Origin of the sequence: Sandaracinobacter neustonicus (genome assembly GCF_006385875.1) — a bacterium.
In the GTDB taxonomy this organism is placed as follows: domain Bacteria; phylum Pseudomonadota; class Alphaproteobacteria; order Sphingomonadales; family Sphingomonadaceae; genus Sandaracinobacteroides; species Sandaracinobacteroides neustonicus.
In genome coordinates this window covers 44332-67436 of sequence record NZ_VFSU01000016.1, presented here as the reverse complement: position 1 = coordinate 67436, position 23105 = coordinate 44332, and the positions used below count along the sequence as shown (strand labels likewise).

Sequence of the window (23105 nt, the reverse complement as noted above, 5' to 3'; positions counted from 1 at the left end):
TGGCGAGTCAATGCGCGGGACTGTCCTTCTTTTGCAGCATGGGCTGGGGCCGCTGGATTATCTGGCCCCCGAAGGCGCGCGCGCCGGAGACGTGGTGGAAGCGCCGCTGGGGCCGCGCCGGGTGCCGGGAGTGCTGTGGGATGATGGTGCCTTCCAAACCAAGCCGGTGGACGAGGCGAAGCTGCGCGAGGTGCGCGTGCTGGACATGCCGCCCGTGCCCGAGCCGATTCGCAAGCTGGTGACATGGGTGGCGGATTATTATCTGGCCGCGCCCTCCGCCGTGTTGCGCATGGTGTTGCCGCAATCCGCCTTTCTGGCGCCGCCCAAGGGGCCGGGGCAGTTCGTGCTGGGGGATTTGCCGGAGACGAAATCGAAAGCGCGTGCCGGAATGCTGGAGCGGCTGGATGCCGTGCGCGGGATCGGCCCTGCGCCGCTCGCCGTATGGGCGGCCGCCGCCGAGGCGCGGGTGGAAAGCCTGCGCGCGCTGGTGAAAGCAGGCGTGCTGCTGCCCGCCGAGGCAACAGAGGAAGATGTGGCCGTGCGCCGCCCTGCCCTGCCGCCGGGGCCGGAGCTGAGCGAGGCGCAAGGGCTGGCGGCGGGCGAATTGCGCGCGGCGGTGGCGGCGCATCAGGCCCAGCCCTTCCTGCTGGATGGCGTGACGGGCGCGGGCAAGACAGAGGTTTATCTGGAGGCGGTGGCGGAGGCTATTTCCGGCGGCGGGCAGGCCTTGGTGCTGCTGCCGGAGATCGCGCTGACGGAAGCCTGGTTGCAGCGCTTCCGCAAGCGCTTCGGCTTCGCGCCCGCCATGTGGCATTCCGGGCTGACGCCTGCCGCGCGCCGCGCGGCGTTCCGCGCCATCACCAGTGGCGAGGCGGCCGTGGTGGTCGGCGCGCGGTCTGCGCTGTTCCTCGCCATGCCGGGCCTCAGGCTGATCGTGGTGGATGAAGCGCATGATCAGGCGTTCAAGCAGGAGGAAAGCGTGCCCTATCATGGGCGCGACGTGGCGGTGATGCGCGGGCAGTTCGAAGGCGTGCCGGTGGTGCTGGCCACTGCCACTCCGGCCTTGGAAACGATGGAGCAGGTGGCGCGCGGCACCTATCGCGAGTTGCGCCTGCCCGACCGCCACGGCGGCGCGCTGCTGCCCGATATCCATCTGATCGACCTCACCCGCGAGCCGCCGCCGCGCGGGCGCTGGATCGCCCCGCCGCTGGCGAAAGCCGTAGAGGAACGGCTGGCGCGCAAAGAGCAGAGCCTGCTGTTCCTGAACCGGCGCGGCTATGCACCGTTAACGTTATGCCGCGCCTGTGGGGAGCGGATCCAGTGCCCCAATTGCACGGCGTGGCTGGTGGAACATCGGCTGGCCCGGCGGCTGCAATGCCATCATTGCGGCCATTCCATGCCGACGCCCAAGGCCTGCCCCAGTTGCGGCGCGGAGGACAGCCTAGCCCCCTGCGGCCCCGGCGTGGAGCGGCTGGCGGAGGAAGTGGCACTGCTGTGGCCGGAGGCGAAAACGGTGGTGGCGACATCGGACACCATCCGCACCAGCGCCGACATGGCCACGCTGGTGGCGGATGTGGCGGACGGCGAGATCGACATTTTGATCGGCACGCAGATGCTGGCGAAGGGGCATGATTTCCCGAACCTGACGCTGGTGGGCGTGGTGGATGCCGACCTTGGGCTGGAGGGCGGCGACCTGCGGGCGAGCGAACGGGCGTTCCAGCAGATCGGGCAGGTGGCGGGCCGCGCGGGCCGTGGCGCGAAGCCGGGCGAGGTATTTTTGCAGACGCACCAGCCGCGCGCACGGGTGATGCAGGCCCTACTGCACAACGCACGCGACGAATTTTACGCCGCCGAGCGCGAAGTGCGGCTGGCCGCAGGGATGCCGCCGTTCGGGCGGCTGGCGGCCATCGTGGTCTCCGCGCTGGACGGCGCGGCGGCGGCCGATGCCGCCAAGCGGTTGGGGCAGGCTGCGCCACATGCAGAGGGGATCGAAGTATGGGGGCCAGCGCCCGCGCCGTTCGCCATGCTGCGCGGGCGGCACCGCCACCGGCTGCTGGTGCACGCGCGACGCACCTCGCCGCTGCAAGCCTATGTGCGGGACTGGCTGGGGCGGGTGCAATTGCCGTCCAGCGTGCGGGTGGCGGTGGATGTGGACCCGCAGAGTTTTCTGTGAGGGAGTGAAGTCTCCGCTTGCCCGGCCCGACCTCCTCGTTCGTCGTCACCCCGGACTTGATCCGGGGTGACATTGTAGGGGTGGGAATGTTGGTGGGTTTGGCCCAGCATTGTTCCCCTCTCTCCACCTCTCCCCCCAGCGGGGGGAGAGAGCCTTCGTCGTGGGTATTGTGATGTCGGTGGATCAGGCCAATCGGTGACACCCCCTCTCCAACTCTCCCCCTTGCAGGGGGAGAGGGCTTCGTAGCGCCGCAGGCAATCGAATCTGGTCACCCGCACGACGCTGGAGTTCAGGCTCAACGCGAATTTTGAGGGTGCAGGGAAATCATTTCCCTGCCCGCCGGAGGCAAAAAACCGCAGGCCCGCGCGGCTCTAGCCACTGAGCGTATAGCTGGCCACGGGCTCATAGTGCGGGCCATCATGGCCCAAGTGGCTTTGCACAAGGTGGAAGCCGTCCGCCCGCCAGCTCGCCTGTGGCGCGGTAATGGTGGAGAGCCATGGGCGCAGGGCGTCGCGGCTGGCGCCTGCGCGGCTGAAACGGGCCAGTGTAATGTGGGGGACGAATTTGCGCGCGTCCGGTTCCAGCCCGGCCCTTCGTAGCGCTGCGCGGATGGCGGCGGCCAGCGTGGCGACCGGCTCTGCCGGGGTGACGCCGATCCACAGTGCGGCGGTGCGGTCCGCGCGCTCGGCTTCGAAGCTGCCGAACTGGCCCAGCGACAGGTCGAGCGGCGGGGCGACGAGCGTGGCGAGGGCGTCCGTTGCGGCTTCGGCCTGATGCCGGTCCACCTCGCCGATGAAGGCGAGGGTGAGGTGGAGATTGTTGTCGCTCTGCCAGCGCGCGCCTTCGATCCCGCCCATCAGCGCGGTCAGCGCATCGCGCACGGGCGGCGGCGGGCGGAGGGCGACGAACAGCCTCATCTGGACCACCTCATTTGCGGGAGTCGAGCGCCTTGCGGACGGTGGGGAGGATGTTCTTCACCATCACGCCGACACCGGCTGCGTTCGGGTGCATGCCATCTGCCAGCAGCAGCTTCGGGTTCGCCGTGACGCCCTGCGTGTAGAAGGGGTAAAGCGTTGCGCCATGTTTTTTCGCCAGCGCCGGGTAGATGGCGTTGAACTCCTTGGCATAGGCCGGCCCCATGTTCGGGGCGGCCAGCATGCCCGCCAGCACGACGGGGATACCGCGCTTGTCCAGTTCCGTCAGGATCGCGTCCAGATTGGCGCGGGCCTGCGCGGGCGGCTGGCCGCGCAGCATGTCGTTCGCGCCCAGCGCCACGATGGCGAGATCGGGCTTCTGCTTCAGGCTGGCCAGCACCCAGTTCAGCCGCGCCTTGCCCTGCGCGGTGGTGTCTCCGCTGACGCCCGCATTGTGCACGCGGACCTTGCGCCCTTCCTTTTGCAGCGCCGTTTGCAGCTGGGCGGGGAAGCTTTCCGTTGGTTTCAGCTGATAGCCTGCCGTCAGGCTGTCGCCGAGCGCGAGGATGAGCTTGTCCTGCGCGGCCGCAGGATGCGCCAAAGCGAGCAGAAATGTTGCGGCGATGAAAGACAGCAACTGGAAAAGCGCGCTCGGCTGACCATATGATCGCGGATTCCAAACGGTCGACTTTTTCAAAGGGAACTCCATGCCGAAACCAGCCATAGGCGCAGATATGGTGATCGATGCGCGTGATGTGAAGCTGGCGCTGGGGGACGGGGCGGCCCGGGTGGAAATTCTGAAGGGCGTGAGCCTGCAGGTGGGCGCGGGGGAACGGGTGGCGATATTGGGGCCGTCCGGATCCGGCAAATCCAGCCTCATGGCGGTGCTTTCCGGGCTGGAGAGCGCCAGCGGCGGCTCGATCCGGGTGGCCGGGGCCGAAATCATGGGGCTGTCCGAAGACGAACTGGCCGAAGCGCGGCGCGGGCGGATCGGCATCGTGTTGCAGGCCTTTCACCTGATCCCCACCATGACGGCGCTGGAAAATGTAGCGGTGCCGCTGGAACTGGCGGGCCATGCCGATCCGTTCGGGGAGGCAAAGCGCGAACTGGAGGCGGTGGGGCTGGGGCATCGGGTGACGCATTATCCCACCCAATTGTCCGGCGGCGAACAGCAGCGGGTGGCGCTGGCGCGTGCGCTGGCGGTGCGCCCGGCCCTGATCTTCGCCGACGAACCGACCGGCAATCTGGACGCCTCCACCGGCGAGGCGGTGGTGGAGCTGCTGATGCGGCGGCTGGCGGAAACCGGCGCGACGCTGGTGCTGATCACCCATGATCAGGAGCTGGCGACCAAGTGCAGCCGGGTGATCCGCATGCGCGACGGGGTGATCGTGTCTGACGAGGCGGTGACGGCGGAGGTTGTGGCGTGAACATGATGGCACCCGTGCCCGCCCCCCAAGCGCGGTTGCGGGAATGGCCGCTGGCCGCCCGCTTTGCTGTGCGAGAGGCGCGTGGCGGGCTGGGGGCGCTGCGATTGCTGTTCATCTGCCTGTTGCTGGGCGTGCTGGCGATGGCGGGCGTGGGCAGCCTTGCCGCCGCCATCGAGCAGGGCCTCAGCGATCAGGGGCAGAGCATTTTGGGGGCCGATGTGGAGGCGCGGCTAACGCAACGCGCCCCGACCCCGGAGGAGCGGGCGACGCTGACGCAGTTCGGCGGCACCCTGTCTGAGAACATCAAGATGCGCGCCATGGTGCGCGGCGAAAGCGGCGCGGCGGCGGGTCGCGAACTGCTGGCCGAGCTGAAGGCGGTGGACGGGCGCTGGCCGATGTATGGCGCGGCGGATGTCCGAGGCGGCGGTGGTAATGCGGCCGTGCAGGCGGCGCTGGCCAAAGGCGCTGTTGTGGCGGCCGATCTGGCCGATCAGCTGGGGCTGAAAGTGGGCGACGAGGTGGGGATCGGCGAGGCGCGGATGCCCGTGGCCGCGATTCTGACGCTGGAGCCGGACAAGGCGAGCGAGGGCTTCACCTTCGGGCCGAGCGTGCTGATTTCGATGCAACGGCTGGAACAGACGCAACTGGTGCAGCCGGGCAGCCTCTATCGCCACCATGTGAAACTGAAGCTGCCGCCCGGCACAGACCCGGTCGCCGTGCGAGAGGCGATCGAGAAGGCGCATCCCGATGCAGGCTGGCGGCTGGCGGACAGCCGCGACGGCGCGCCGGGCGTGCGCCGTTTCGTGGAGCGGCTGGGACAATTCCTCACGCTGGTAAGCCTGACGGCGCTGGCGGTGGCGGGCGTGGGCGTGGGCAATGGCGTACGTTCCTATCTGGACCGCAAGGCCGGCACCATCGCCACGCTGAAGGCGCTGGGCGGCTCATCGGGGCTGGTGCTGAAAACCTATCTGCTGCTGGTGGGCGGCGTCGCGCTGGTGGCGGCCGCCGTGGGGGCGCTGCTGGGGGCGCTGGTGCCGTGGATCGTGGTGCAGCTGGCGGGTGACGCGCTGCCGGTGCCGCCCGCGCTGGGGCTGCACGCGGGGCCGATGCTGACGGCGATTGCCTTCGGCTTGCTGGTCGCGCTGGCCTTTGCGGTGCCGCCGCTGGCGCGCGCGGGTGCGCTGCCGGCGCAGCGCATCTTCCGGGGCAGCGTGGAGCAATGGCCATGGCCATCCGCCCGCGCGCTGGGCGTGGCGCTGGGCGCGGGCGCGGTGGTGGCGGCGCTGGCGGTGTGGCAGGCGGCCGAGCGGCTGTTCGCGGCCGGGTTCCTGGGCGGGGCGCTGGCGGTGCTGGCGCTGCTGTTCGGTGCGGGAACGCTGATCCAGTGGGGGGCGGCGCGGCTGCCCCGGCCGAAGAAGGTGCTGCCCCGGCTGGCGCTGGCCAATGTGCACCGGCCCGGCGCGATGACACGGCAGCTGGTGGTGGCGCTGGGGCTGGGGCTCAGCCTGTTCGCGACGCTGGCCTTCATCGAAACCAGCTTCAACGCGGAGTTGCAGAAAACCGTGCCCGCCAAGGCCCCGGGCTTCTTCCTGTTGGACCTGCCCAAGGAAGATGCGCCTCGCTTCCGCGAAAGCCTGCCCGCCGGATCCGAGGTGACGATGGTGCCCAGCCTGCGCGGCCCGGTGACGGCGGTGAACGGCGTGCCGGCCTCTGAATTGAAGGATGTGCCCGAAGGCAGCTATGTGCTGCGCGGGGATCGGGGGCTGACATGGGCGGAGGATCTGCCGAAGGGCAACCGGCTGGTGGCGGGCCACTGGTGGCCGAAGGATTATGCCGGGCCGCCGCTGGTCTCGATGGATGCCGAACAGGCCGGGCTGCTGGGGCTGAAGGTGGGGGACCGCATCACCGTCTCCGTGCTGGGCGTGGAGATCGAGGCGAAGATCGCTTCCTTGCGCGAAGTGGACTGGGACTCGATGGGGTTCAACTTCGTGCTGATCTATGATCCGAACACGCTGCGCGACGCGCCTTACAGTTACATGTCGACGGTGACGCCGCCCGCCGCCGCCGAGGCCGGGTTCACCGGGCAGGTTACCCGCGCCTTCCCCACCGTGTCCGTGGTGAAGGTGAAGGATGTGCTGGGCGAAGTGAGCGAGCTGGTGATGCAGATGGGCACGGCGGTGCGTGCGGCGGCGAGCGTGGCGATTCTGGCCGGGATCGCCGTTCTGGTGGGCGCGCTGGCGGCGCAGGCGAGGGCGCGCATCTATGACAATGTGATCCTGAAAACGCTGGGCGCGACCCGGCGGCAGCTGATGGCGGCGGCCGGGCTGGAATATGCCGGGCTTGGCCTGCTGGTATCCGGCATCGCCCTGCTGCTGGGCGGACTGGCGGGCTGGATCGTGGTGACGCAGGTGCTGAAGTTCCAATGGGCACCCGATTGGGGGGTGGCGCTGCTGACGGTGCTTGCGGGCGCGGCCATCACCCTGTTGCTGGGGCTGGCGGGCGCATGGCGAACGTTGGGGGTGAAGGTTGCACGCGTGTTACGTGAGAGTTGAAATATTTCACGCACGAAAGATTTCGATGGACAAGCCTTGAATCAGCATGTTACATGAGCGATATAGAGCATCGAAACGGGTGCCCTGCCAATCGGCTGTAACTGTTTGAAGGCAGTTGGTTGTAAGGGGCGCGACCCCCCGGATCGATGGAGAGGAAACCGATGGTTAATCAGGCTGATCCCCGCTTTGGACGCGCCGCCGCCGCCCGCGCCGGGACCGCTGCTGCCGAGTATGACGCCGGGCTGCGCAAGCATATGCTCAGCGTCTACAATTATATGATGTCGGGCGTGTTGCTGACGGGTCTTGTGGCCCTTGGCATGGCCTATACCGGTGCGGTGAACGCGCTGGTGAACCCGATGGGCGGGCTTTCCGGCCTTGGCTGGATCGTGGCGCTGGCACCGCTGGCCTTCGTGTTCATCCTCGGCTTCAAATATCAGACCATGTCCGAAGGGGCGGTTCAGGCGATGTTCTGGGCCTTCGCCGCGATCATGGGCGCGTCGATGTCGACGATCTTCCTCGTCTACACCTCGACCTCCATCGCGACGACCTTCTTCGCGACCGCTGCGGCCTTCGCCGGCCTCAGCCTTTATGGTTACACGACGAAGCGCGACCTTTCGAAGCTGGGCACCTTCTTGGTGATGGGCCTGATCGGCATTCTGGTGGCCATGCTGCTGAACATGTTCCTGCAGTCTGGTGCGCTGGCGCTGACGATCTCCATTCTGGGCGTGCTGATCTTCGCCGGGCTGACGGCGCACGACACCCAGAAGATCAAGCAGACCTATGATTATGTCGCCGGAACCGACATGGCGGGCAAGGCCGCGATCATGGGTGCGCTGACCCTGTATCTGGACTTCATCAACCTGTTCCAGTTCCTGCTGAGCTTCCTGGGCCAGCGCGACTGACAACAGACGAGTTTGCAAGAAGAGCGACCCTCGGAGGGGCCCGGCGCGACACCGGGCCCTTCTTTTTATGTGGGTGGGGTGTGGTTGGTGGAGAGGTTGGTGGGCTTCTCAGGGGCCTTCGACAAGCTCAGGCTGAGCGGGTGGGGAGGTTGGTGGATCAGGCCCGGCGTTGCGCCCCTCTCTCCAACTCTCTCCCCAGCGGGGAGAGAGAGCCTCGTTGCGCCGCAGGCAATCGAATCTGATTACGTCCACGGCGTTGGAGTAGGCAGCGACGTGAATTTCGAGGGTGCAGGGAAATCATTTCCCTGCCGGGTCCGGGCAGAGCCCGGCCGCCGGAGGCATCGCCCCCCCCCCAACCCGCGAAAATGCGCCCGATACCGCGCCGCCTCTTCCCTTTCCGGGCGCGGGGCTTCATGGATCGGTTGGGGGACAATTTCGGGAGGTTGAAGTTGGCGGACGATATTTATCACCATCGCGCGGTCACGCTGGACGGGCGGGACGTGAGCCTGGCGGATTACAAGGGCCAGGTCGTGCTGATCGTGAATGTGGCTTCGAAGTGCGGGTTCACGCCGCAATATACCGGGCTTGAGGACCTGTATCAGCGCTTCAGGGACAAGGGCTTCACCGTGCTGGGCTTCCCCTGCAACCAGTTCGGCAAGCAGGAGCCGGGCGACGCGGCGGAAATCGCGAAATTCTGCTCCACCACTTACCCGGTGACCTTCCCGGTGTTCCGCAAGATCGAGGTGAACGGGGACAATGCTGATCCGCTGTACCGGCAACTGAAGGCGCAGGCGCCGGGGCTGCTGGGCTCGGAAAGCGTGAAGTGGAACTTCACCAAATTCCTTGTCAACCGCGAGGGCGAAGCGGTGGAGCGGTTCGCGCCGACGGTGAAGCCCGAGGATATCGCGCCAAAAATCGCAAAGCTGCTGAGTGAGTGACTCTTGCCTCTGATCGCGGTGGACGGGCCGGCGGCATCCGGCAAGGGCACAATCGCGCGCGCGCTGGGGCGGCACTTCGGCGTGCCGCATCTGGATACCGGCGCGCTGTATCGGGTGGTGGCGCTGTCTGCGCTGCGCAGCGGGCTGGATTTGTCTGACGGGGCCGGCGTCGGCGCGAAGGCGGCGGCGCTGGACCTGTCTTTGCTGGAAGACGCGGAGTTGCGCGGCGCGCAGACCGGGGAGGCGGCTTCGCTTGTGTCTGCCCTGCCTGAGGTGCGCTCGGCGCTGCTGGCGTTTCAGAAGGCGTTCGCAGCGCAACCGGGCGGTGCCGTGCTGGACGGGCGCGATATCGGCACGGTGATCGCACCGGAGGCCGCGGCGAAGCTGTTCGTGACAGCGGCAGCAGAAACACGCGCGCGGCGGCGCTTTCTGGAACTGACGGCGGCCGGGCGCGACGTGAGCGAAGAGCGGGTGCTGGCCGACATCCTGGCGCGCGACGCGCGCGACATGGGCCGGGCGGATGCGCCGCTGAGGCAGGCGGCCGACGCCGACTTGCTAGATACGAGCGAATTGGATATAGCGGCGGCCGTCCGGAAGGCCGTGGAGCTTGTCTCCAGCCAGCTGGGCCGGGTTTCCTGACAGTCGGCGGCGATGCGCATGACGCGCTCGCGGCCGTTTTCTGTTTGTCAGTGAATCCGTGGATTGGCTCTAACCCGGGCCCGGCTGCAAAGAGGACCCTGATAGCAGGATCGCGGCCGCCCGGTATGTAAACGATAGGACATACATGGCTTCGACCGCAATGCCCACCCGCGACGATTTCGCCGCGCTCCTCGACAAATCGCTGGGCGAATCCCAGAGCTTCGAGGGGAAGGTGGTGAAGGGGCGGGTCACCGCCATTGAGAATGATCTGGTGGTGATCGACGTGGGCCTCAAGTCTGAAGGCCGTGTTTCGATCCGTGAATTCACTCCCCCCGGGCAAGCCCCGCAGGTGACCGTCGGCGAAGAAGTCGATGTCTATGTGGACCGCGTGGAAAACGCCTTTGGGGAAGCCATGTTGTCGCGCGATCGCGCCCGCCGCGAAGCCGCGTGGGACAAGCTGGAAACCCAGTTCAACGCCGGTGAGCGTGTGGACGGCACCATTTTCGGCCGCGTGAAGGGTGGCTTCACCGTGGATCTGGGCGGCGCAGTTGCGTTCCTCCCCGGTTCGCAAGTGGATATTCGCCCGGTTCGCGACGTGACCCCGCTGATGGGCATCGCCCAGCCGTTCCAGCTGCTGAAGATGGACCGCAAGCGCGGCAACATCGTGGTTTCGCGCCGCAGCATATTGGAAGAAACCCGCGCCGAAGCCCGCACCGGCCTGATCCAGAGCCTGTCCGAAGGTCAGGTGATCGACGGCGTGGTGAAGAACATCACCGATTATGGCGCGTTCGTGGATCTGGGCGGCATCGACGGCCTGCTGCACGTGACCGACATGAGCTACAAGCGCGTTGGCCACCCGAACGAAGTCATCAACATCGGTGACACGGTGAAGGTGCAGATCATCCGCATCAACCGCGACACCCAGCGCATCAGCCTTGGCATGAAGCAGCTGGAATCCGATCCGTGGGAAGGCGCAGACGCCAAATACCCGGTCGGCGCGAAGCTGAAGGGCCGCGTGACCAACATCACCGAGTATGGCGCCTTCATTGAGCTGGAGCCGGGCATCGAAGGCCTCGTCCACGTCTCTGAAATGAGCTGGGTGAAGAAGAATGTGCACCCCGGCAAGATCGTTTCGACCAGCCAGGAAGTCGACGTTGTCGTGCTGGAAGTCGATGGCGAAAAGCGCCGCATCAGCCTTGGCCTGAAGCAGGCCCAGCGCAACCCGTGGGAAGTGTTCGCCGAAGAACATCCCGTCGGTTCCGTGGTGGAAGGCGAAGTGAAGAACTCCACCGAGTTCGGCCTGTTCATCGGCCTGCCCGGCGAAGTGGACGGCATGGTGCACATGTCCGACATCGCATGGGGCGTTTCGGGTGAAGCCGCCCTCGCCCTGCATCACAAGGGCGAGATGGTGAAGGCGCAAGTGCTGGAAGTCGATGTCGAGCGCGAGCGCATCTCGCTGGGCATCAAGCAGGTTTCGGCTGAAGGCGCTGCTGCCAGCGCCGGTGCCGGTGCCAGCGCGGCTGCCCCGGTGGCCTCTGCCGGTGGGCTTTCCAAGAACGAGGTGGTGACTGCCATCGTTCGCGAAAGCCGCGACGGCGGCATCGAAGTGCAAATCGGCGAAGACGGCCCGACCGCCTTCATCAAGCGCTCCGACCTCAGCCGCGACCGCGACGACCAACGCCCCGAGCGCTTCCAGATCGGCCAGAAGGTCGATGCGCTGGTGGTTGGCTTCGAGCGTGGCAAGAAGCCGATGCTTTCCATCAAGGCGATGCAGATTGCCGAAGAAAAGCAACAGGTTGCGCAATATGGTTCGTCGGACTCGGGCGCCTCTCTGGGCGACATCCTGGGTGCCGCGCTGAACAAGGCCAAGCAGGACAGCTGAGGCTGACTGCGGCCGCGCACAGGCGCATGAAGGGCGGTGCCGCAAGGTGCCGCCCTTTTGCGTTACGATTGAAGGGGTTGACCGGCGACGTGAATAAGGCACATAGTCTGTATTCCGACGACAGGGGCAGACCATGATCCGATCCGAGCTGGTGCAGAAGATTGCCGACGCGAACCCGCATCTGGGGCAGCGCGAGGCCGAGCGTGTGGTTTCGACCATCCTCGATTCGATCACCGACCGGCTGACGGAAGGCGGCCGCGTGGAGCTTCGCGGCTTTGGCGCCTTCTCCACCCGCGGCCGCAACGCCCGCACCGGCCGCAACCCGCGCACCGGCGAGTCGGTGGACGTGGACGCGAAGCGGGTGCCGCACTTCAAGCCCGGCAAGGAATTGCGCGAACGCCTCAACATGGATTGAGAGGCCCGGCCTTTCCGGCCCGACGCGCGTTTCGCCACGAACATCGGCGCAGCAGGTTGCGCCACCTGATATGCCGTCGCACCCCCGTGCCGCTCGCGGATCAAGCGCCCGCTTGCTGTTGCCAATAAATACAGCCGCCTCTAGGCGTTACCCTTATGCGGACGTGGCGAAACTGGTAGACGCACGGGACTTAAAATCCCTTTCCCCTCGGGGAGTGCGGGTTCGAGTCCCGCCGTCCGCACCAATCTTGCCCTCACGCTGGCCGTGCCCGCCAATTTTCATTGCCCCCCGTTTTCACGCCCTTCGCTTTGCGCTAGCAGCGCGCGATGAACGTGTTTGACCTCAGCTTCATGGCCGAGCCGGGCGCCTGGGCGGCGCTGGGCAAGGTGATCATGATCGACCTTGTGCTGGCGGGTGACAACGCCATCGTGATCGGCGCGCTGGCTGCCGGTCTTCCGCCTGCCGAGCGCAAGAAGGTGATCGCGCTGGGCATGGTGGCCGCGCTGGTGATGCGCATCGCCTTCGCGCTGGTGGTGACGCAGTTGCTGGATGTCGTGGGCATCCGGCTGGCGGGCGGCATCCTGCTGCTGTGGGTCTGCTGGAAAATGTATCGAGAACTGCAGCCCGATACCAAGGTGGTGCTGGACGACGGCACCATCGCCCATGATGCGCCGCGATCCGCCAAGACCTTCTGGGGCGCGGCCTGGGCCGTGGCCATCGCCGATCTTTCCATGAGCCTGGACAATGTGCTCGCCGTGGCGGGTGCGTCGCGCGACCACACCGAAATCATGATTCTGGGGCTGGTGCTGTCTGTCGCGCTGATGGGCGTGGCGGCCAACTACATCGCCCGGCTGATCGAACGCTATCACTGGATCGGCTGGATCGGTCTGGCGCTGATCTTCTATGTGGCGATGGAGATGATCATTTCCGGCGGGCGCGATGTCGTGCCGCTGATCCCGGTGCAGGCGCTGGAAAGCGCCGTTGCCAGCGGCTGACGGCGCGCCCGCAAACCGACAATTCTTCAGGGGATCAGCAGCGACGACCCCACCGTCTGCCGCGCTTCCAGTGCCTTGTGCGCGGCAACGGCATCCGCCAGCGCGAAACTTTGGCCGATATGCGCCTTCAGCACGCCGGAAGCGATTTTCGCGAACACGGCCGCCGTGCCTGCCGCGAAATCCTCGGGCGTGGCATAATAATCGAACAGGGTGGGCCGGGTGACGAACAGCGAGCCTTTGCGGGCGAGCAAGCCGATATCCAGCGGCGCGGCCGGGCCGGAAGCGTTGCCGAAACTGGCGAGGATGCCGCGCCGCTTCAGACTGTCCAGCGAACTGTCGAAGGTGGATTTGCCCACCCCGTCGATCGCGGCGTCCACGCCCTTGCCGCCCGTGATCTCGCGCACGCGGGCGGGGACTTCCTCGTAAGACAGCACATGGTCGGCCCCCGCCGCGCGGGCGATGTCCACCTTCGCGGGTGAGCCGACGGTGCCGATCACGGTGACATCCTTCGATTTCAGCCATTGGCACAGCAGCACGCCCACGCCCCCGGCTGCCGCGGGCACCAGCACCGTCTGCCCCGGCTGCACCCGGGCGCAGCGCTCCACCAGCGATTCGACAGTGCAGGCCTTTAACCACAGGGCCGCCGCCTGCTCGTCAGACACGCTGTCCGGCAGCTTCACCAGCGGGCGGGCGTCCATCAGCCGATGGGTGGCATAGGCACCGGGCGGGTTGGCGAAATAGATCACCCTGTCTCCCACGGAGACATGGGAGACGCCCTCCCCCACCGCCTCCACCACGCCGGCCGCTTCCATCCCCAGCCCGGAGGGCAGCTGCATCGGATAAAGGCCGGAGCGGTGATAGGTGTCGATGAAGTTCACGCCGATCACGCTGTGGCGAACGCGGGCCTGCCCGGGGCCGGGCTCTCCCACCTCCACGTCCAGCAGCTTCATCACCTGAGGGCCGCCGGTTTCGGCGAAGCGGATGGCTTTCATTGTTTCACTCCCAGCAGGCAGATGGTGCCGTCGCGGTCGGCGGATTTCAGCGCGCGCCATGCCACGACGGGCTGATCGCTGGCGATCAGCGCCACGCCGCGTTCCGCCAACGCTGCATATTCGCTGGCGTTGCCGTCCGCCAGATAGCGGTCGTCCAGCCGCTCGCCGGCTTTGCCCAGCGTGCCGGTGATGGCTTCCACCCCGGCGGCGTCCAGCCGGGCGATCAGCGCCGGGTCCGGCTCTGCAACGCCGGTGAAGAACAGCATGCGCGGGTTCGCCATGGCAAGGATCGCGGCGTTCTCGCTGGCGTTGCGGCCGCTGGCGGAAATCATCATTTCCGGCGCGGCGCGCTGGAAATTGCGCACGTCCGCCAGACTATAGGCGATCAGGATCACCTGATTTTCCATCCGCTGCTCGCGCACCTGTTCCAGCACATCGGCCAACGGCACGCCCGGCTTGATATCCAGTTGCAGCACCCCGCCGTTGCGCCGCGCCCACACCAGCGCTTCCTCCAGCGTGGGGATGCGCTCATCGGTGATGGCGCCCTTGCCGTCTTTCAGCCAGGCGCGGCGGAGCTGCTGATAGCTATAGCCCGCCAGCGGGCCGAGGCCGGTGGTGGTGCGATCCAGCGTCTGATCGTGCATCAGCATCAGCACGCCGTCTGCCGAGCGGGAGACATCCACCTCGATGAAGATGGGGCCGCGCTCAATGGTATCCGCGAACGAAGCGATGCTGTTTTCCGCCGCCATCGGATCCTTCTGCCCGCGATGCGCAGACACCAGCGCCAGGCGGCGTTCGCGCAGGCAATCGAATACGTCGGGCATGGCCCGCATCACCGGCGCGGGCGGGCGATGGGTATCCACCCGGCCCATGGCGCAGGCGGACAGGATCAGCAGCGCGGGCATCAACATGGCGGAAAGGAACTGGCGGATACGCATCCCCCTTTCCTAACCGCTCGGGCCGGGGGGGCAAGGGCAGGCGAAACACTCTGTCGCGCAGTTTTCAGCATTATGCGGAGGGTTTCTCCGCGTAACGGGCTGGGCTAGGAAGGGGCAGGCCTTTGGGAGAAGGCGGGAGGAATTCGAGTGGACGACTTTGATTTCGTGATCGTGGGCGCGGGTTCGGCCGGATGCGTGCTGGCAGCGCGCCTGTCTGAAGATGCGGGTACGCGGGTGGCGCTGCTGGAAGCGGGCGGCAGCGACAAGGCCATGCTGGTGCAGATGCCCGCCGGAATCGGCGAAATCATCCCGCCGGAAAAGAACAGCGATCTGAACTGGGGCTTCTGGACGGAGCCGCAGGCGCAGCTGAACGGGCGCAAACTCTATTGGCCGCGCGGGCGGACGCTGGGCGGATCTTCGTCCATCAACGGCATGGTCTATATCCGTGGCCACAGCAGCGATTATGACCGTTGGGCGCAGATCGGCTGCACCGGCTGGGGCTGGGCCGATGTGCTGCCCTATTTCCGCAAGGCAGAGGATTCAGACCGGGGATCGTCCGACTGGCATGGCAGCGGCGGCCCGCTGGCGACCACGCGGCGGGTGCTGCCGCACGTGCTGAACGAGGCCTTCATCGAAGCGGGCGCAGAGGCCGGATGGCCGCGAACCGACGATTTCAACGGCCCGCAGTTCGAAGGTGTGGGCGGCTATGATTCCACCATCCGGGGCGGGCAGCGCTGCTCCGCCGCGCGCGCCTACCTAACAGACGCGGTGCAGCGGCGGCCGAACCTGAAGATCATCACCGGCGCGCTGGCGGAGAAGGTGATTTTCGAAGGCAAACGCGCGGTCGGCGTCAGCTATTCCGGCGGGCAGACCGTGCGCGGGCGGCGGGTGATCCTGTCTGGCGGGGCGATCAATTCGCCGCAACTGCTGTTGCTGTCCGGCGTGGGGCCGGGGGCGCAACTGAAGGCGCTGGGGCTGCAGACGGTGGCGGACCGGGCGCAGGTGGGGCAGAATCTGCAGGACCATCTGGACGTGCTGGTGCAATGGAAGTGCAGCCAGCCGATCACGCTGAACGCCAACACCAACCCGCTGGTGAAGCTGTGGACGGGGCTGAACTGGATCCTGCGCAAGCAGGGCAACGCCAGCTATATGCCAACCGCCGTCGGCGCGTTCGTCTCCACGCGCGAGGGGCTGGCCGCGCCGGATATCCAGATGCACTTCATGCCGGTGAAGGGCATGGCGCATGGCGTGGGCGGGCTGACGCCGGAGCATGGCTATCAGGTGCATGTGTGCCAGGTGCGGCCGGAAAGCCGGGGGGCGATCTGGCTGAAATCGCCTGATCCGCGCGCGCATCCCGCCATCGATCCGCGCTATCTCTCCGCGCCGGAAGACCTCGATACACTGCTGAAGGGCGTGGAAATCGCCCGCGCCATCGGGAGGCAACCTGCGCTCGCGCCCTATAATGCGGGCGAGGCATGGCCGGGCGAAGCCGTGCAGGGCGCGGCGCTGGCGGACAAGCTGAAGGGCTGGGCCGAAACCATCTATCACCCCGTAGGCACCTGCCGCATGGGCGCAGACGTCGACGCCGTGACCGACATCGCCCTGAACGTGAACGGCGTGGAAGGGCTGATGGTGGTGGACGCCTCGGTGATGCCCTATCTCGTGAGCGGCAACACCAACGCTCCCACCATCATGATCGCGGAAAAGGCGGCGGACCAGCTCCGGCGCGCGCAGAAATCCGGCGCGAAGCTGGCCGCATGAGCGTGACCCCCTTCACCGTGCCCGCCCACCCCGAGGAATGGGAGTGGGTGCGGCAACGCGTGGAGGAGTTCCGCTTCTTCGAGGAACCCGAAGGCCATCATTGGGAGCATGGGGCCAACCGCGCCTATATGAAGCGGCTGCGCGCGCACTGGCTGACCGGCTATGACTGGGCGGCGAGCGTCAACCGCATCAACGCCTTCCCGCATGTGCGGGTGGAGGTGGAGCCGGGCTTTTCCCTGCACGCGATCCACCTGCGATCCTCCCGCGCGGATGCGCAGCCGCTGCTGATCGCCCATGGCTGGCCCGGCTCCATCCTTGAGTTCGAAAGCATCTACCGGCGGCTGGCCGAACCCGAAGACCCGGCCGCACCCGCCTTCCATGTGATCGCCCCTTCCCTGCCGGGTTATGCGTGGAGCGACCGGCCCAAGGTGCCGATCGGCCCGCGTGCGGTGGCGGGCCTGTATGACCGGCTGATGCAGGTGCTGGGCTATGACAGTTTCCTGTATCAGGGGGGAGACTGGGGCTGTGTGATCGGCGGCTGGATCGGGCTGGACAGCCGCCATGTCCGCGCCATCCACCTGAACGGCTATGGCCTGCGCTCCGCCAACATGCGCCCCACCACCGAGGCGGAGACGCGCTGGCTGCAGCGCGCCGCCGTTACGCAGGCGGCCGAAACCGGCTATCTCCACCTGCAATCCACCAAGCCGCAAAGCCTTGGCTTCGCCATGATGGATTCCCCCATGGGCGTGGCCGCATGGTTCGCGGAAAAATATTGCGGCTGGTCAGACCAGACAAAGGGCGCGATCGACCCACCCTTCCCGATGGATGTCCTGCTGGACACCATCATGATCTACCTCTCCACCCGCAGCTTCCTGTCCGCCACATGGATCTATCGCGGCATGGCGCTGGAAGGCGGCTTCAGCATCCCCGAAGGCCGCCGCATCGAAGTGCCCGTCGGCGTCGCCTCCTTCCCCTACGACCTGCTCGCCTTCCCGCCCCGCTCCATGGTGGAACGCGGCTATAATGTGGTGCACTGGACGGATATGCCCCGCGGCGGCCACTTCATCGGACTGGAAGAACCGGAGCTGCTGCTGGCTGACCTGCGGGCCTTTGTGCTGACAATTGGTTAACGAACCAACTGATTGTTAAGGTCTTTCTATATTTGACATATATAATGCCATCAGGCAGCTTCCCGGCCTGCCGCATGTCAGGGGCGCGGCTGTCAGGGGGGAGGGGTTCATGAGCATCATCTTGTTCGCCGCGCGCGCATCATTGGCCGCAAGCATGGTTCTGCTTGGGGCTGGGGCAGCTTCGGCGCAGGCGCAGAATTTCGGTTCGGCCGCTTTTCAGAGCGTGCGGAACTGCTGGGGCCTTCCCGGCAATGTGGACTGCATGGGGACCGGGAACCCGGACCTTGGCCGCAAGGAAACCTATATCCCCGGCGGGCCGGGCGCTTCGGTCAACAATGTGGTCTATCCGCAAAGCGGCGGCACGATCGTTTCACGCGTGCAGTTCGGCGAACTTGACTTGCCGCTGGTGAAGTCCGGCGTGTGGGCCGGAGACGACAACCGCATCGGCAGTACGATCGTTACCTATATGGGTTTTGACTTCAATGGCCCGGACGGCAGCGCCTATGCGCTGGATGCACTGATCGACTGGACATCGTCTGGCGCTCCGCTGCGCGTGGCGAACGGCTTCGGTGAGTATTCAGGCGAGGCTATCGGCGGCTTCTATATGTTCCTGTTCGACGCAGCCTATGTGCCGAACTTTGCCAATGCCAGCCAGATCATCGATTTCCCGACCGGCAAGGGATGCGGATCAGCCGGCGTTCTGGGCTATTCCGAGACCAGCATGATCACGGCGACCGCAGGCTATCACGAAGCATCCGCCACGCTGGGCACGGACTGCGACGGCAATCCGCTGACGCTGCAGTCCGGCGGCGAATATGTGCTGCTCACGATGAAGCAGACCATTGCAAACCGGCTCGGCTATATGGACGCAACCAACACCGTTCGTGTGAAGCTTTCGGATTCGCTGGGCGAGGACGCGAAGCAGGTTCTGCTGGAAAATGTGGTGACGGCCCGCTCGATGGTGCCGGAGCCTGCCACATGGGCGATGCTGATCATCGGCTTTGGTGCCGTGGGCATGGCGGCCCGCCGGCAGAGGAGCCATGCCGCCGCCTGAGGGGGTTGTTTACGCCATCGGGGAGGGCCTAGGGGAGCGGAAGCATGCCTTCCGCCCCTTCCAGCCTCGATTTTCCGGCCGCACGCTCGCGGACATGGCCCTTTGTTGCGCTGATCCTCGGCTCGGCCTGCCTTGCGTTCGGGCCGATGCTGGTGCGGCTGTCGGACGTGTCGGCGCTGTCGTCCGCTTTCTGGCGGATGGGGCTGGCGCTGCCGGTGCTCACGCTGGTCGCCGTGCTAGCACGGCGGCGGGAGGTGGCCCCGCTGGCGGTCCGGGCGCTGCCCTGGGGGCTGACGCTGGCGGCTGGCGCGATGTTCGCTGCCGATCTTGCCGCATGGCATATGGGCATTCACCGCACCACCGTCGCCAACGCCACTTTGTTCGGCAATGGCGCGGCCTTCATGCTGGCGGGCTGGGCGATGCTGGCGGGGTGGGAACGGCCGGAACGGCAAAAGCTGATGGCGCTGGGCATGGCGTTGGCGGGCACATTGCTGCTGCTCGGCGCGTCGGCCGAACTCAGCCCCCGGCATCTGGCGGGCGATCTGCTGTGTCTGCTGGCGGCTGGTTTCTATGCCGGCTACCTGATCGTGGTGATGCGGCTGCGCGGGCAGCTTCCCACCGCCACCCTGCTGGCGATGAGCACGGGATTTTCCGCGCTGCTGTTGCTGCCGGTGGCGCTGCTGGGACCGGGGGCCTTCTGGCCCGGCGATTGGCGGCCACTGCTGGCGCTGGCGGTGACGAGCCAGCTGGTGGGGCAAGGGCTGCTGGTGTTCGCCACCGGATCGCTGCCCGCTGCCGTGATCGGCGTGGGGCTGCTGGTGCAGCCGTTGCTGGCCGCCACCATCGGCTGGCTGGTGTTCGGCGAAACCATGGGGCCGCTGGAACTGCTGGGGGCCGCCATCATCTGCGCCGCGCTGGTGCTGGTGCGGCGCTGACGCTCTTGCCGCCGTAACGCGTGCGGCGCTAGGACTGCGCCATGGATCGTCGCACTTTCGTTGCCGGCAGCCTTGCCGCCGCCCTGCCCGCCCCACCCCTTCTTACACAGCCCCTTCTCGCCAAAGATGGAAAGCCCCGAATGAAGCCACCCGTTGCGCGCCGTGGAAATCACAAGATCACGGTGCAGGGGGTCACCATCGAGGATCCTTACGCATGGCTGCGCGACAAGGACTATCCCAAGGTCGATGATGCGGAAATCCTTGGTTATCTGAAGGCGGAAAACGCCTATTTCGCCGAATGGCAGCGCGAAGCCTCCATGCTGACAGAGGCGCTGTTCGAGGAAATGAAGGGCCGCATCAAAGAGGATGATTCTTCCGTGCCGAACCCCGATGGGGACTGGCTCTATTGGTGGGCGTTCGAAACCGGGGCGCAATATCGCAACTGGTATCGCAAGCCCAAGGCGGGCGGCGACGCGCAACTCCTGCTCTCCGAACCCGAACTCGCCAAGGGCAAGGAGTATTTCCGGCTGGGGACGATGGATGTCTCCCCCGATGGCAAGCTGATGGCCTTTTCGGTGGATAGCAACGGTTCGGAGCGGTTCGAACTGAAAATCCGTGACATCGCCAGCGGCAAGGACATCGCCACCGTCGCCCCGGATTCGCTGGGTGGCGTGGCATGGACGTCGGATTCGAAGGGGCTGGTGTGGGCGCAGGCCTCCGCCGAATGGCGGCCGACGAAAATCTGGCTGCACCGGCTGGGGGCTGCGGCCAGCGAGCTTATCCATGAGGAGAAAGAGGCCGGTTACTGGCTGCTGCCCTCCACCACGCAGGACCGCAAGTGGATCCTGCTGAACAGCTACACCGAAACCAGCAACGACATCCGCCTGCTGGACCCGGCAGACCCTGCGAAGCCGCTCGTGCTGGTAAAGCCGCGGAAGGCGGGCGTGCGCTATTCCATCGATTCCCGTGGCGACAAGCTGTTCGTGCTGACGAACGACGATCATGTGAACTTCCGCATCGCCACCGCGCCCGTTGCCGATCCCGGCAACTGGACGACGCTGGTCGCCGGGTCAGACGATGTCTACCTCACCGATATCACCGCCTTCACCTCCTATCTGGCGGTGGAACAACGGCTGCGCGGGCTGGACCAGATCCGCCTGATCTTCCCGGACGGCACGGAGCGGCAAGTGCAGTTCCCCGAGGCCAGCTACACCGCCAGCCTTGGTGCCAACGCAGAGCCGGACGCGCCCGCGCTGCGGATCAGCTATTCCTCGATGATCACGCCCAACACGGTGTTCGATTACAAGCTGGCGTCCTCCGAACTGCTCACGCTGAAGGTCCAGGAAATCCCATCGGGCTATGACGCCAGCCAATATGCGACCGAGCGGCTCTATGCCCCGGCGCGCGACGGCACGCGGGTGCCGGTTTCGGTGGTGTATCGACGCGATTATGTGAAGGACGGCACCAAGCCGCTGCATGTCTATGGCTATGGTGCCTATGGCATCGCCACGCCGCCCAGCTTCTCCTCCACCCGGCTGTCCATGCTGGATCGCGGCTTTGCCTATGCCATCATCCACACGCGCGGCGGCGACGATCTGGGCTACCAATGGTATCTGGACGGCAAGCTGGAGAAGCGGGAAAACACCTTCAACGATTTCGTGGACGCCACCCGTTATCTGAACAAGCAGGGCTTCGGCCGGCCGGGGCTGAATTCCGCCAGCGGCGGATCGGCGGGCGGCTGGCTGATGGGCGCGGTGGTGGTGCAGGCCCCGCAGCTGTGGGGCGCGATCGTGGCGCATGTGCCCTTCGTGGATATCGTGAACACCATGCTGGACGATAGCCTGCCGCTGACGCCGGGCGAATGGCCGGAATGGGGCGACCCGCGCACGGACGAGGTCGTGCTGAAGCGGCTGATCCACCTTTCCCCGTATGAGCAGGTGAAGCCGGGGCCGTTCCCGCCGATGCTGATCACCGGCGGCCTGTCAGACCCGCGCGTGACCTATTGGGAACCCGCCAAATGGGCCGCGCGCATCCGCGCGGTGAAGACGGACGACAATCTGCTGCTTCTGAAGATCAACATGGGCGCGGGCCATGGCGGCAAATCCGGCCGCTTCGACCGCCTGCGCGAAACGGCGGAGGAATATGCCTTCATCATGATGGCGCTGGACGGCCGGGCGAAGGCGTAATGGCCCTGAGCCGGATGGCGATACGATAATGGCCGACTCGTTCCGCATGGCGTTGAATCCCGCGCCGGAGGACATCGACGAGAACGGGCATGTGAACAACATCGTCTATGTGAAGTGGCTGCAGGATGTGGCCACTTCGCACTGGGCGGCGATTGCCCCGGCGGAGGCGCAGGCGCGTTACCTGTGGGTGATTTCCCGGCAGGAAATCGATTATCGCGCCCCCAGCTTCGCGGGCGAGACGCTGCAGGCGGAAACATGGGCGGAAAACCCAAAGGGTGCCCGCTTCGATCGCTACACCCGGATCACCGGGCCGGACGGCAGCCTGCGCGTGCAGGCGAAAACCACATGGGTGATCATGGACCGGGAATTGAAACGCCCGGCGCGGCTGCGGCCGGAGCTGATCGCGCTGTTCCTGAAAAGCTGAGCCTTACTGCGCCGGGGCCTCGTTCAGCGCGCGGGCCGCGAGCGTCGCCGCATCCGTGCCCGGCGATTGCTGCACCACTTGCCCCCACAGCTTGCGCGCGCCGGGAATGTCGCCGGATGCGGCGAGGATCGCGCCCTGTTCGAACTGCACATCGGCATCCTTGGGTGCCAGTTCGGCGGCCTTGGCGATATCGGTGCGGGCGCGGGCGAGATCGTCCTGCCGCCGCGCCAGCGTGGCCGAAAGCAGCCAGCCGGTCGGCTCCGTGGGGGCGAGGCTGGTTGCCTTGTCCAGATCGGCGCGGGCGGATTTCAGCTCTTTCAGCTCGGTGTTGGCGCGGGCGCGGTCGATCAGCAAATTGGCGGTGCGCACGGGCGCGAACTCGCCTGCCGCGACGATGCCGCTGGAGAAATGGGCGACCGCCCCGCGCGCATCGCCCGCCAGCAACGCGGCATTGCCCGCCTGCCCCCAGAAATCCGCGGCCATCGGGCTTTTCTGCGCTTCGGCTGCCTGCGCCGCCTTCGCCAGCGTCAGCGCGGCGGCCGCATTCTTGCCCTGCTGCAACTGCGCCAGCGCCTGACAGTGGCGCGCGGGCAGGCCGCCGCCCATGCCCTGCCATTGCACGGCGAACTCCTCTGCCTTCGCCGCATCGGTGGGGATGGCGCGAACGCAACCATCATAGCGTTTCGGATCGAGCGAGGGATCATAGGCTTCCTGCGCAAGCGCCGGGGCGGCGGCGAGCAGGAGGATCATCAAAGCAGTGCGCATCGCTGCGAGGTAGGCGCTGCATGGCCACAAGAAAAGGGCCGCAGCGGCAGGCTGCGGCCCTTTCCGACCCTTCTTGCGACAGG

Annotated in this window: 19 protein-coding genes, 1 tRNA gene and 1 pseudogene; 16 read left to right on the top strand and 5 right to left on the bottom strand. The window is 66.4% G+C overall.

Annotated features, from left to right (window positions below; all coding sequences use genetic code 11):
- Positions 1-10: 10 nt before the first annotated feature.
- The gene (locus tag FJQ54_RS05005; RefSeq protein WP_140927317.1) at positions 11-2173 is read left to right on the top strand and encodes a primosomal protein N'; all 2163 of its coding nucleotides are present in this window, start codon (positions 11-13) and stop codon (positions 2171-2173) included.
- 371 nt (positions 2174-2544) lie between these two features.
- Here FJQ54_RS05005 and thpR read toward each other — a convergent pair whose 3' ends face one another.
- Both thpR and FJQ54_RS04995 read right to left on the bottom strand, forming a co-directional pair.
- Complete coding sequence (gene thpR, locus FJQ54_RS05000) at positions 2545-3090, bottom strand: RNA 2',3'-cyclic phosphodiesterase (protein WP_140927316.1); 546 nt, start codon at positions 3088-3090, stop codon at positions 2545-2547.
- Positions 3091-3100: 10 nt separating this feature from the next.
- Positions 3101-3688 carry an arylesterase gene (locus tag FJQ54_RS04995; RefSeq protein WP_235890319.1) on the bottom strand — a complete coding sequence of 196 codons (588 nt, stop codon included), beginning with the start codon at positions 3686-3688 and terminating at the stop codon, positions 3101-3103.
- Positions 3689-3794: 106 nt separating this feature from the next.
- On the opposite strand from FJQ54_RS04995, the gene FJQ54_RS04990 reads away from it, so the two are divergent.
- From FJQ54_RS04990 to FJQ54_RS04950, 9 genes are all read left to right on the top strand, one after another.
- A complete protein-coding gene (locus FJQ54_RS04990; protein WP_235890318.1) occupies positions 3795-4514 on the top strand; it encodes an ABC transporter ATP-binding protein in 720 nt (239 codons plus the stop codon).
- Between the two features lie 2 nt (positions 4515-4516).
- Positions 4517-7066 carry an ABC transporter permease gene (locus tag FJQ54_RS04985; RefSeq protein WP_235890321.1) on the top strand — a complete coding sequence of 850 codons (2550 nt, stop codon included), beginning with the start codon at positions 4517-4519 and terminating at the stop codon, positions 7064-7066.
- A 161-nt stretch (positions 7067-7227) separates the two neighbouring features.
- Positions 7228-7968: a Bax inhibitor-1/YccA family protein gene (locus tag FJQ54_RS04980; protein ID WP_140927315.1), complete on the top strand. Its 741-nt coding sequence runs from the start codon at positions 7228-7230 to the stop codon at positions 7966-7968.
- Between the two features lie 449 nt (positions 7969-8417).
- A complete protein-coding gene (locus FJQ54_RS04975) occupies positions 8418-8906 on the top strand; it encodes a glutathione peroxidase (protein WP_235890317.1) in 489 nt (162 codons plus the stop codon).
- Positions 8907-8909: 3 nt separating this feature from the next.
- On the top strand, positions 8910-9545 hold the full coding sequence (gene cmk, locus FJQ54_RS04970) for a (d)CMP kinase (protein WP_140927313.1): 636 nt from the start codon (positions 8910-8912) through the stop codon (positions 9543-9545).
- Positions 9546-9690: 145 nt separating this feature from the next.
- Positions 9691-11427, top strand: coding sequence for a 30S ribosomal protein S1 (rpsA, locus tag FJQ54_RS04965; RefSeq protein WP_140927312.1), 1737 nt, complete (start codon positions 9691-9693; stop codon positions 11425-11427).
- A gap of 133 nt (positions 11428-11560) precedes the next feature.
- On the top strand, positions 11561-11842 hold the full coding sequence (locus FJQ54_RS04960; RefSeq protein WP_140927311.1) for an integration host factor subunit beta: 282 nt from the start codon (positions 11561-11563) through the stop codon (positions 11840-11842).
- Positions 11843-11999: 157 nt separating this feature from the next.
- A tRNA-Leu gene (locus FJQ54_RS04955) sits at positions 12000-12086 on the top strand.
- 82 nt (positions 12087-12168) lie between these two features.
- Positions 12169-12837, top strand: coding sequence for a TerC family protein (locus tag FJQ54_RS04950; protein ID WP_140927310.1), 669 nt, complete (start codon positions 12169-12171; stop codon positions 12835-12837).
- Between the two features lie 26 nt (positions 12838-12863).
- Here FJQ54_RS04950 and FJQ54_RS04945 read toward each other — a convergent pair whose 3' ends face one another.
- Positions 12864-13829, bottom strand: a complete 966-nt coding sequence (locus FJQ54_RS04945; protein ID WP_140927309.1) for a quinone oxidoreductase family protein — start codon at positions 13827-13829, stop codon at positions 12864-12866.
- Positions 13826-14767, bottom strand: a complete 942-nt coding sequence (locus FJQ54_RS04940) for a glycerophosphodiester phosphodiesterase family protein (RefSeq protein WP_140927308.1) — start codon at positions 14765-14767, stop codon at positions 13826-13828. The genes FJQ54_RS04945 and FJQ54_RS04940 overlap by 4 nt, the downstream gene beginning before the upstream one ends.
- A 147-nt stretch (positions 14768-14914) precedes the next feature.
- On the opposite strand from FJQ54_RS04940, the gene FJQ54_RS04935 reads away from it, so the two are divergent.
- From FJQ54_RS04935 to FJQ54_RS04910, 6 genes and pseudogenes are all read left to right on the top strand, one after another.
- On the top strand, positions 14915-16528 hold the full coding sequence (locus FJQ54_RS04935; RefSeq protein WP_140927307.1) for a GMC family oxidoreductase: 1614 nt from the start codon (positions 14915-14917) through the stop codon (positions 16526-16528).
- Entirely contained in the window at positions 16525-17658 is a 1134-nt protein-coding gene (locus FJQ54_RS04930) for an epoxide hydrolase family protein (protein ID WP_140927306.1), read from the top strand. Before FJQ54_RS04935 ends, FJQ54_RS04930 begins: the two co-directional genes overlap by 4 nt.
- A gap of 958 nt (positions 17659-18616) precedes the next feature.
- A pseudogene (locus FJQ54_RS18080) lies at positions 18617-18712 on the top strand (PEPxxWA-CTERM sorting domain-containing protein); the annotation flags it as partial.
- 44 nt (positions 18713-18756) lie between these two features.
- The gene (locus FJQ54_RS04920) at positions 18757-19647 is read left to right on the top strand and encodes a DMT family transporter (protein ID WP_140927305.1); all 891 of its coding nucleotides are present in this window, start codon (positions 18757-18759) and stop codon (positions 19645-19647) included.
- A 140-nt stretch (positions 19648-19787) separates the two neighbouring features.
- The gene (locus FJQ54_RS04915; RefSeq protein ID WP_140927304.1) at positions 19788-21833 is read left to right on the top strand and encodes a S9 family peptidase; all 2046 of its coding nucleotides are present in this window, start codon (positions 19788-19790) and stop codon (positions 21831-21833) included.
- Between the two features lie 28 nt (positions 21834-21861).
- Positions 21862-22257 carry an acyl-CoA thioesterase gene (locus FJQ54_RS04910; RefSeq protein WP_140927303.1) on the top strand — a complete coding sequence of 132 codons (396 nt, stop codon included), beginning with the start codon at positions 21862-21864 and terminating at the stop codon, positions 22255-22257.
- Positions 22258-22260: 3 nt separating this feature from the next.
- Here the strand turns inward: FJQ54_RS04910 and FJQ54_RS04905 are convergent, their stop codons facing one another.
- Entirely contained in the window at positions 22261-23022 is a 762-nt protein-coding gene (locus FJQ54_RS04905; protein ID WP_140927302.1) for a tetratricopeptide repeat protein, read from the bottom strand.
- Positions 23023-23105 lie beyond the last annotated feature (83 nt).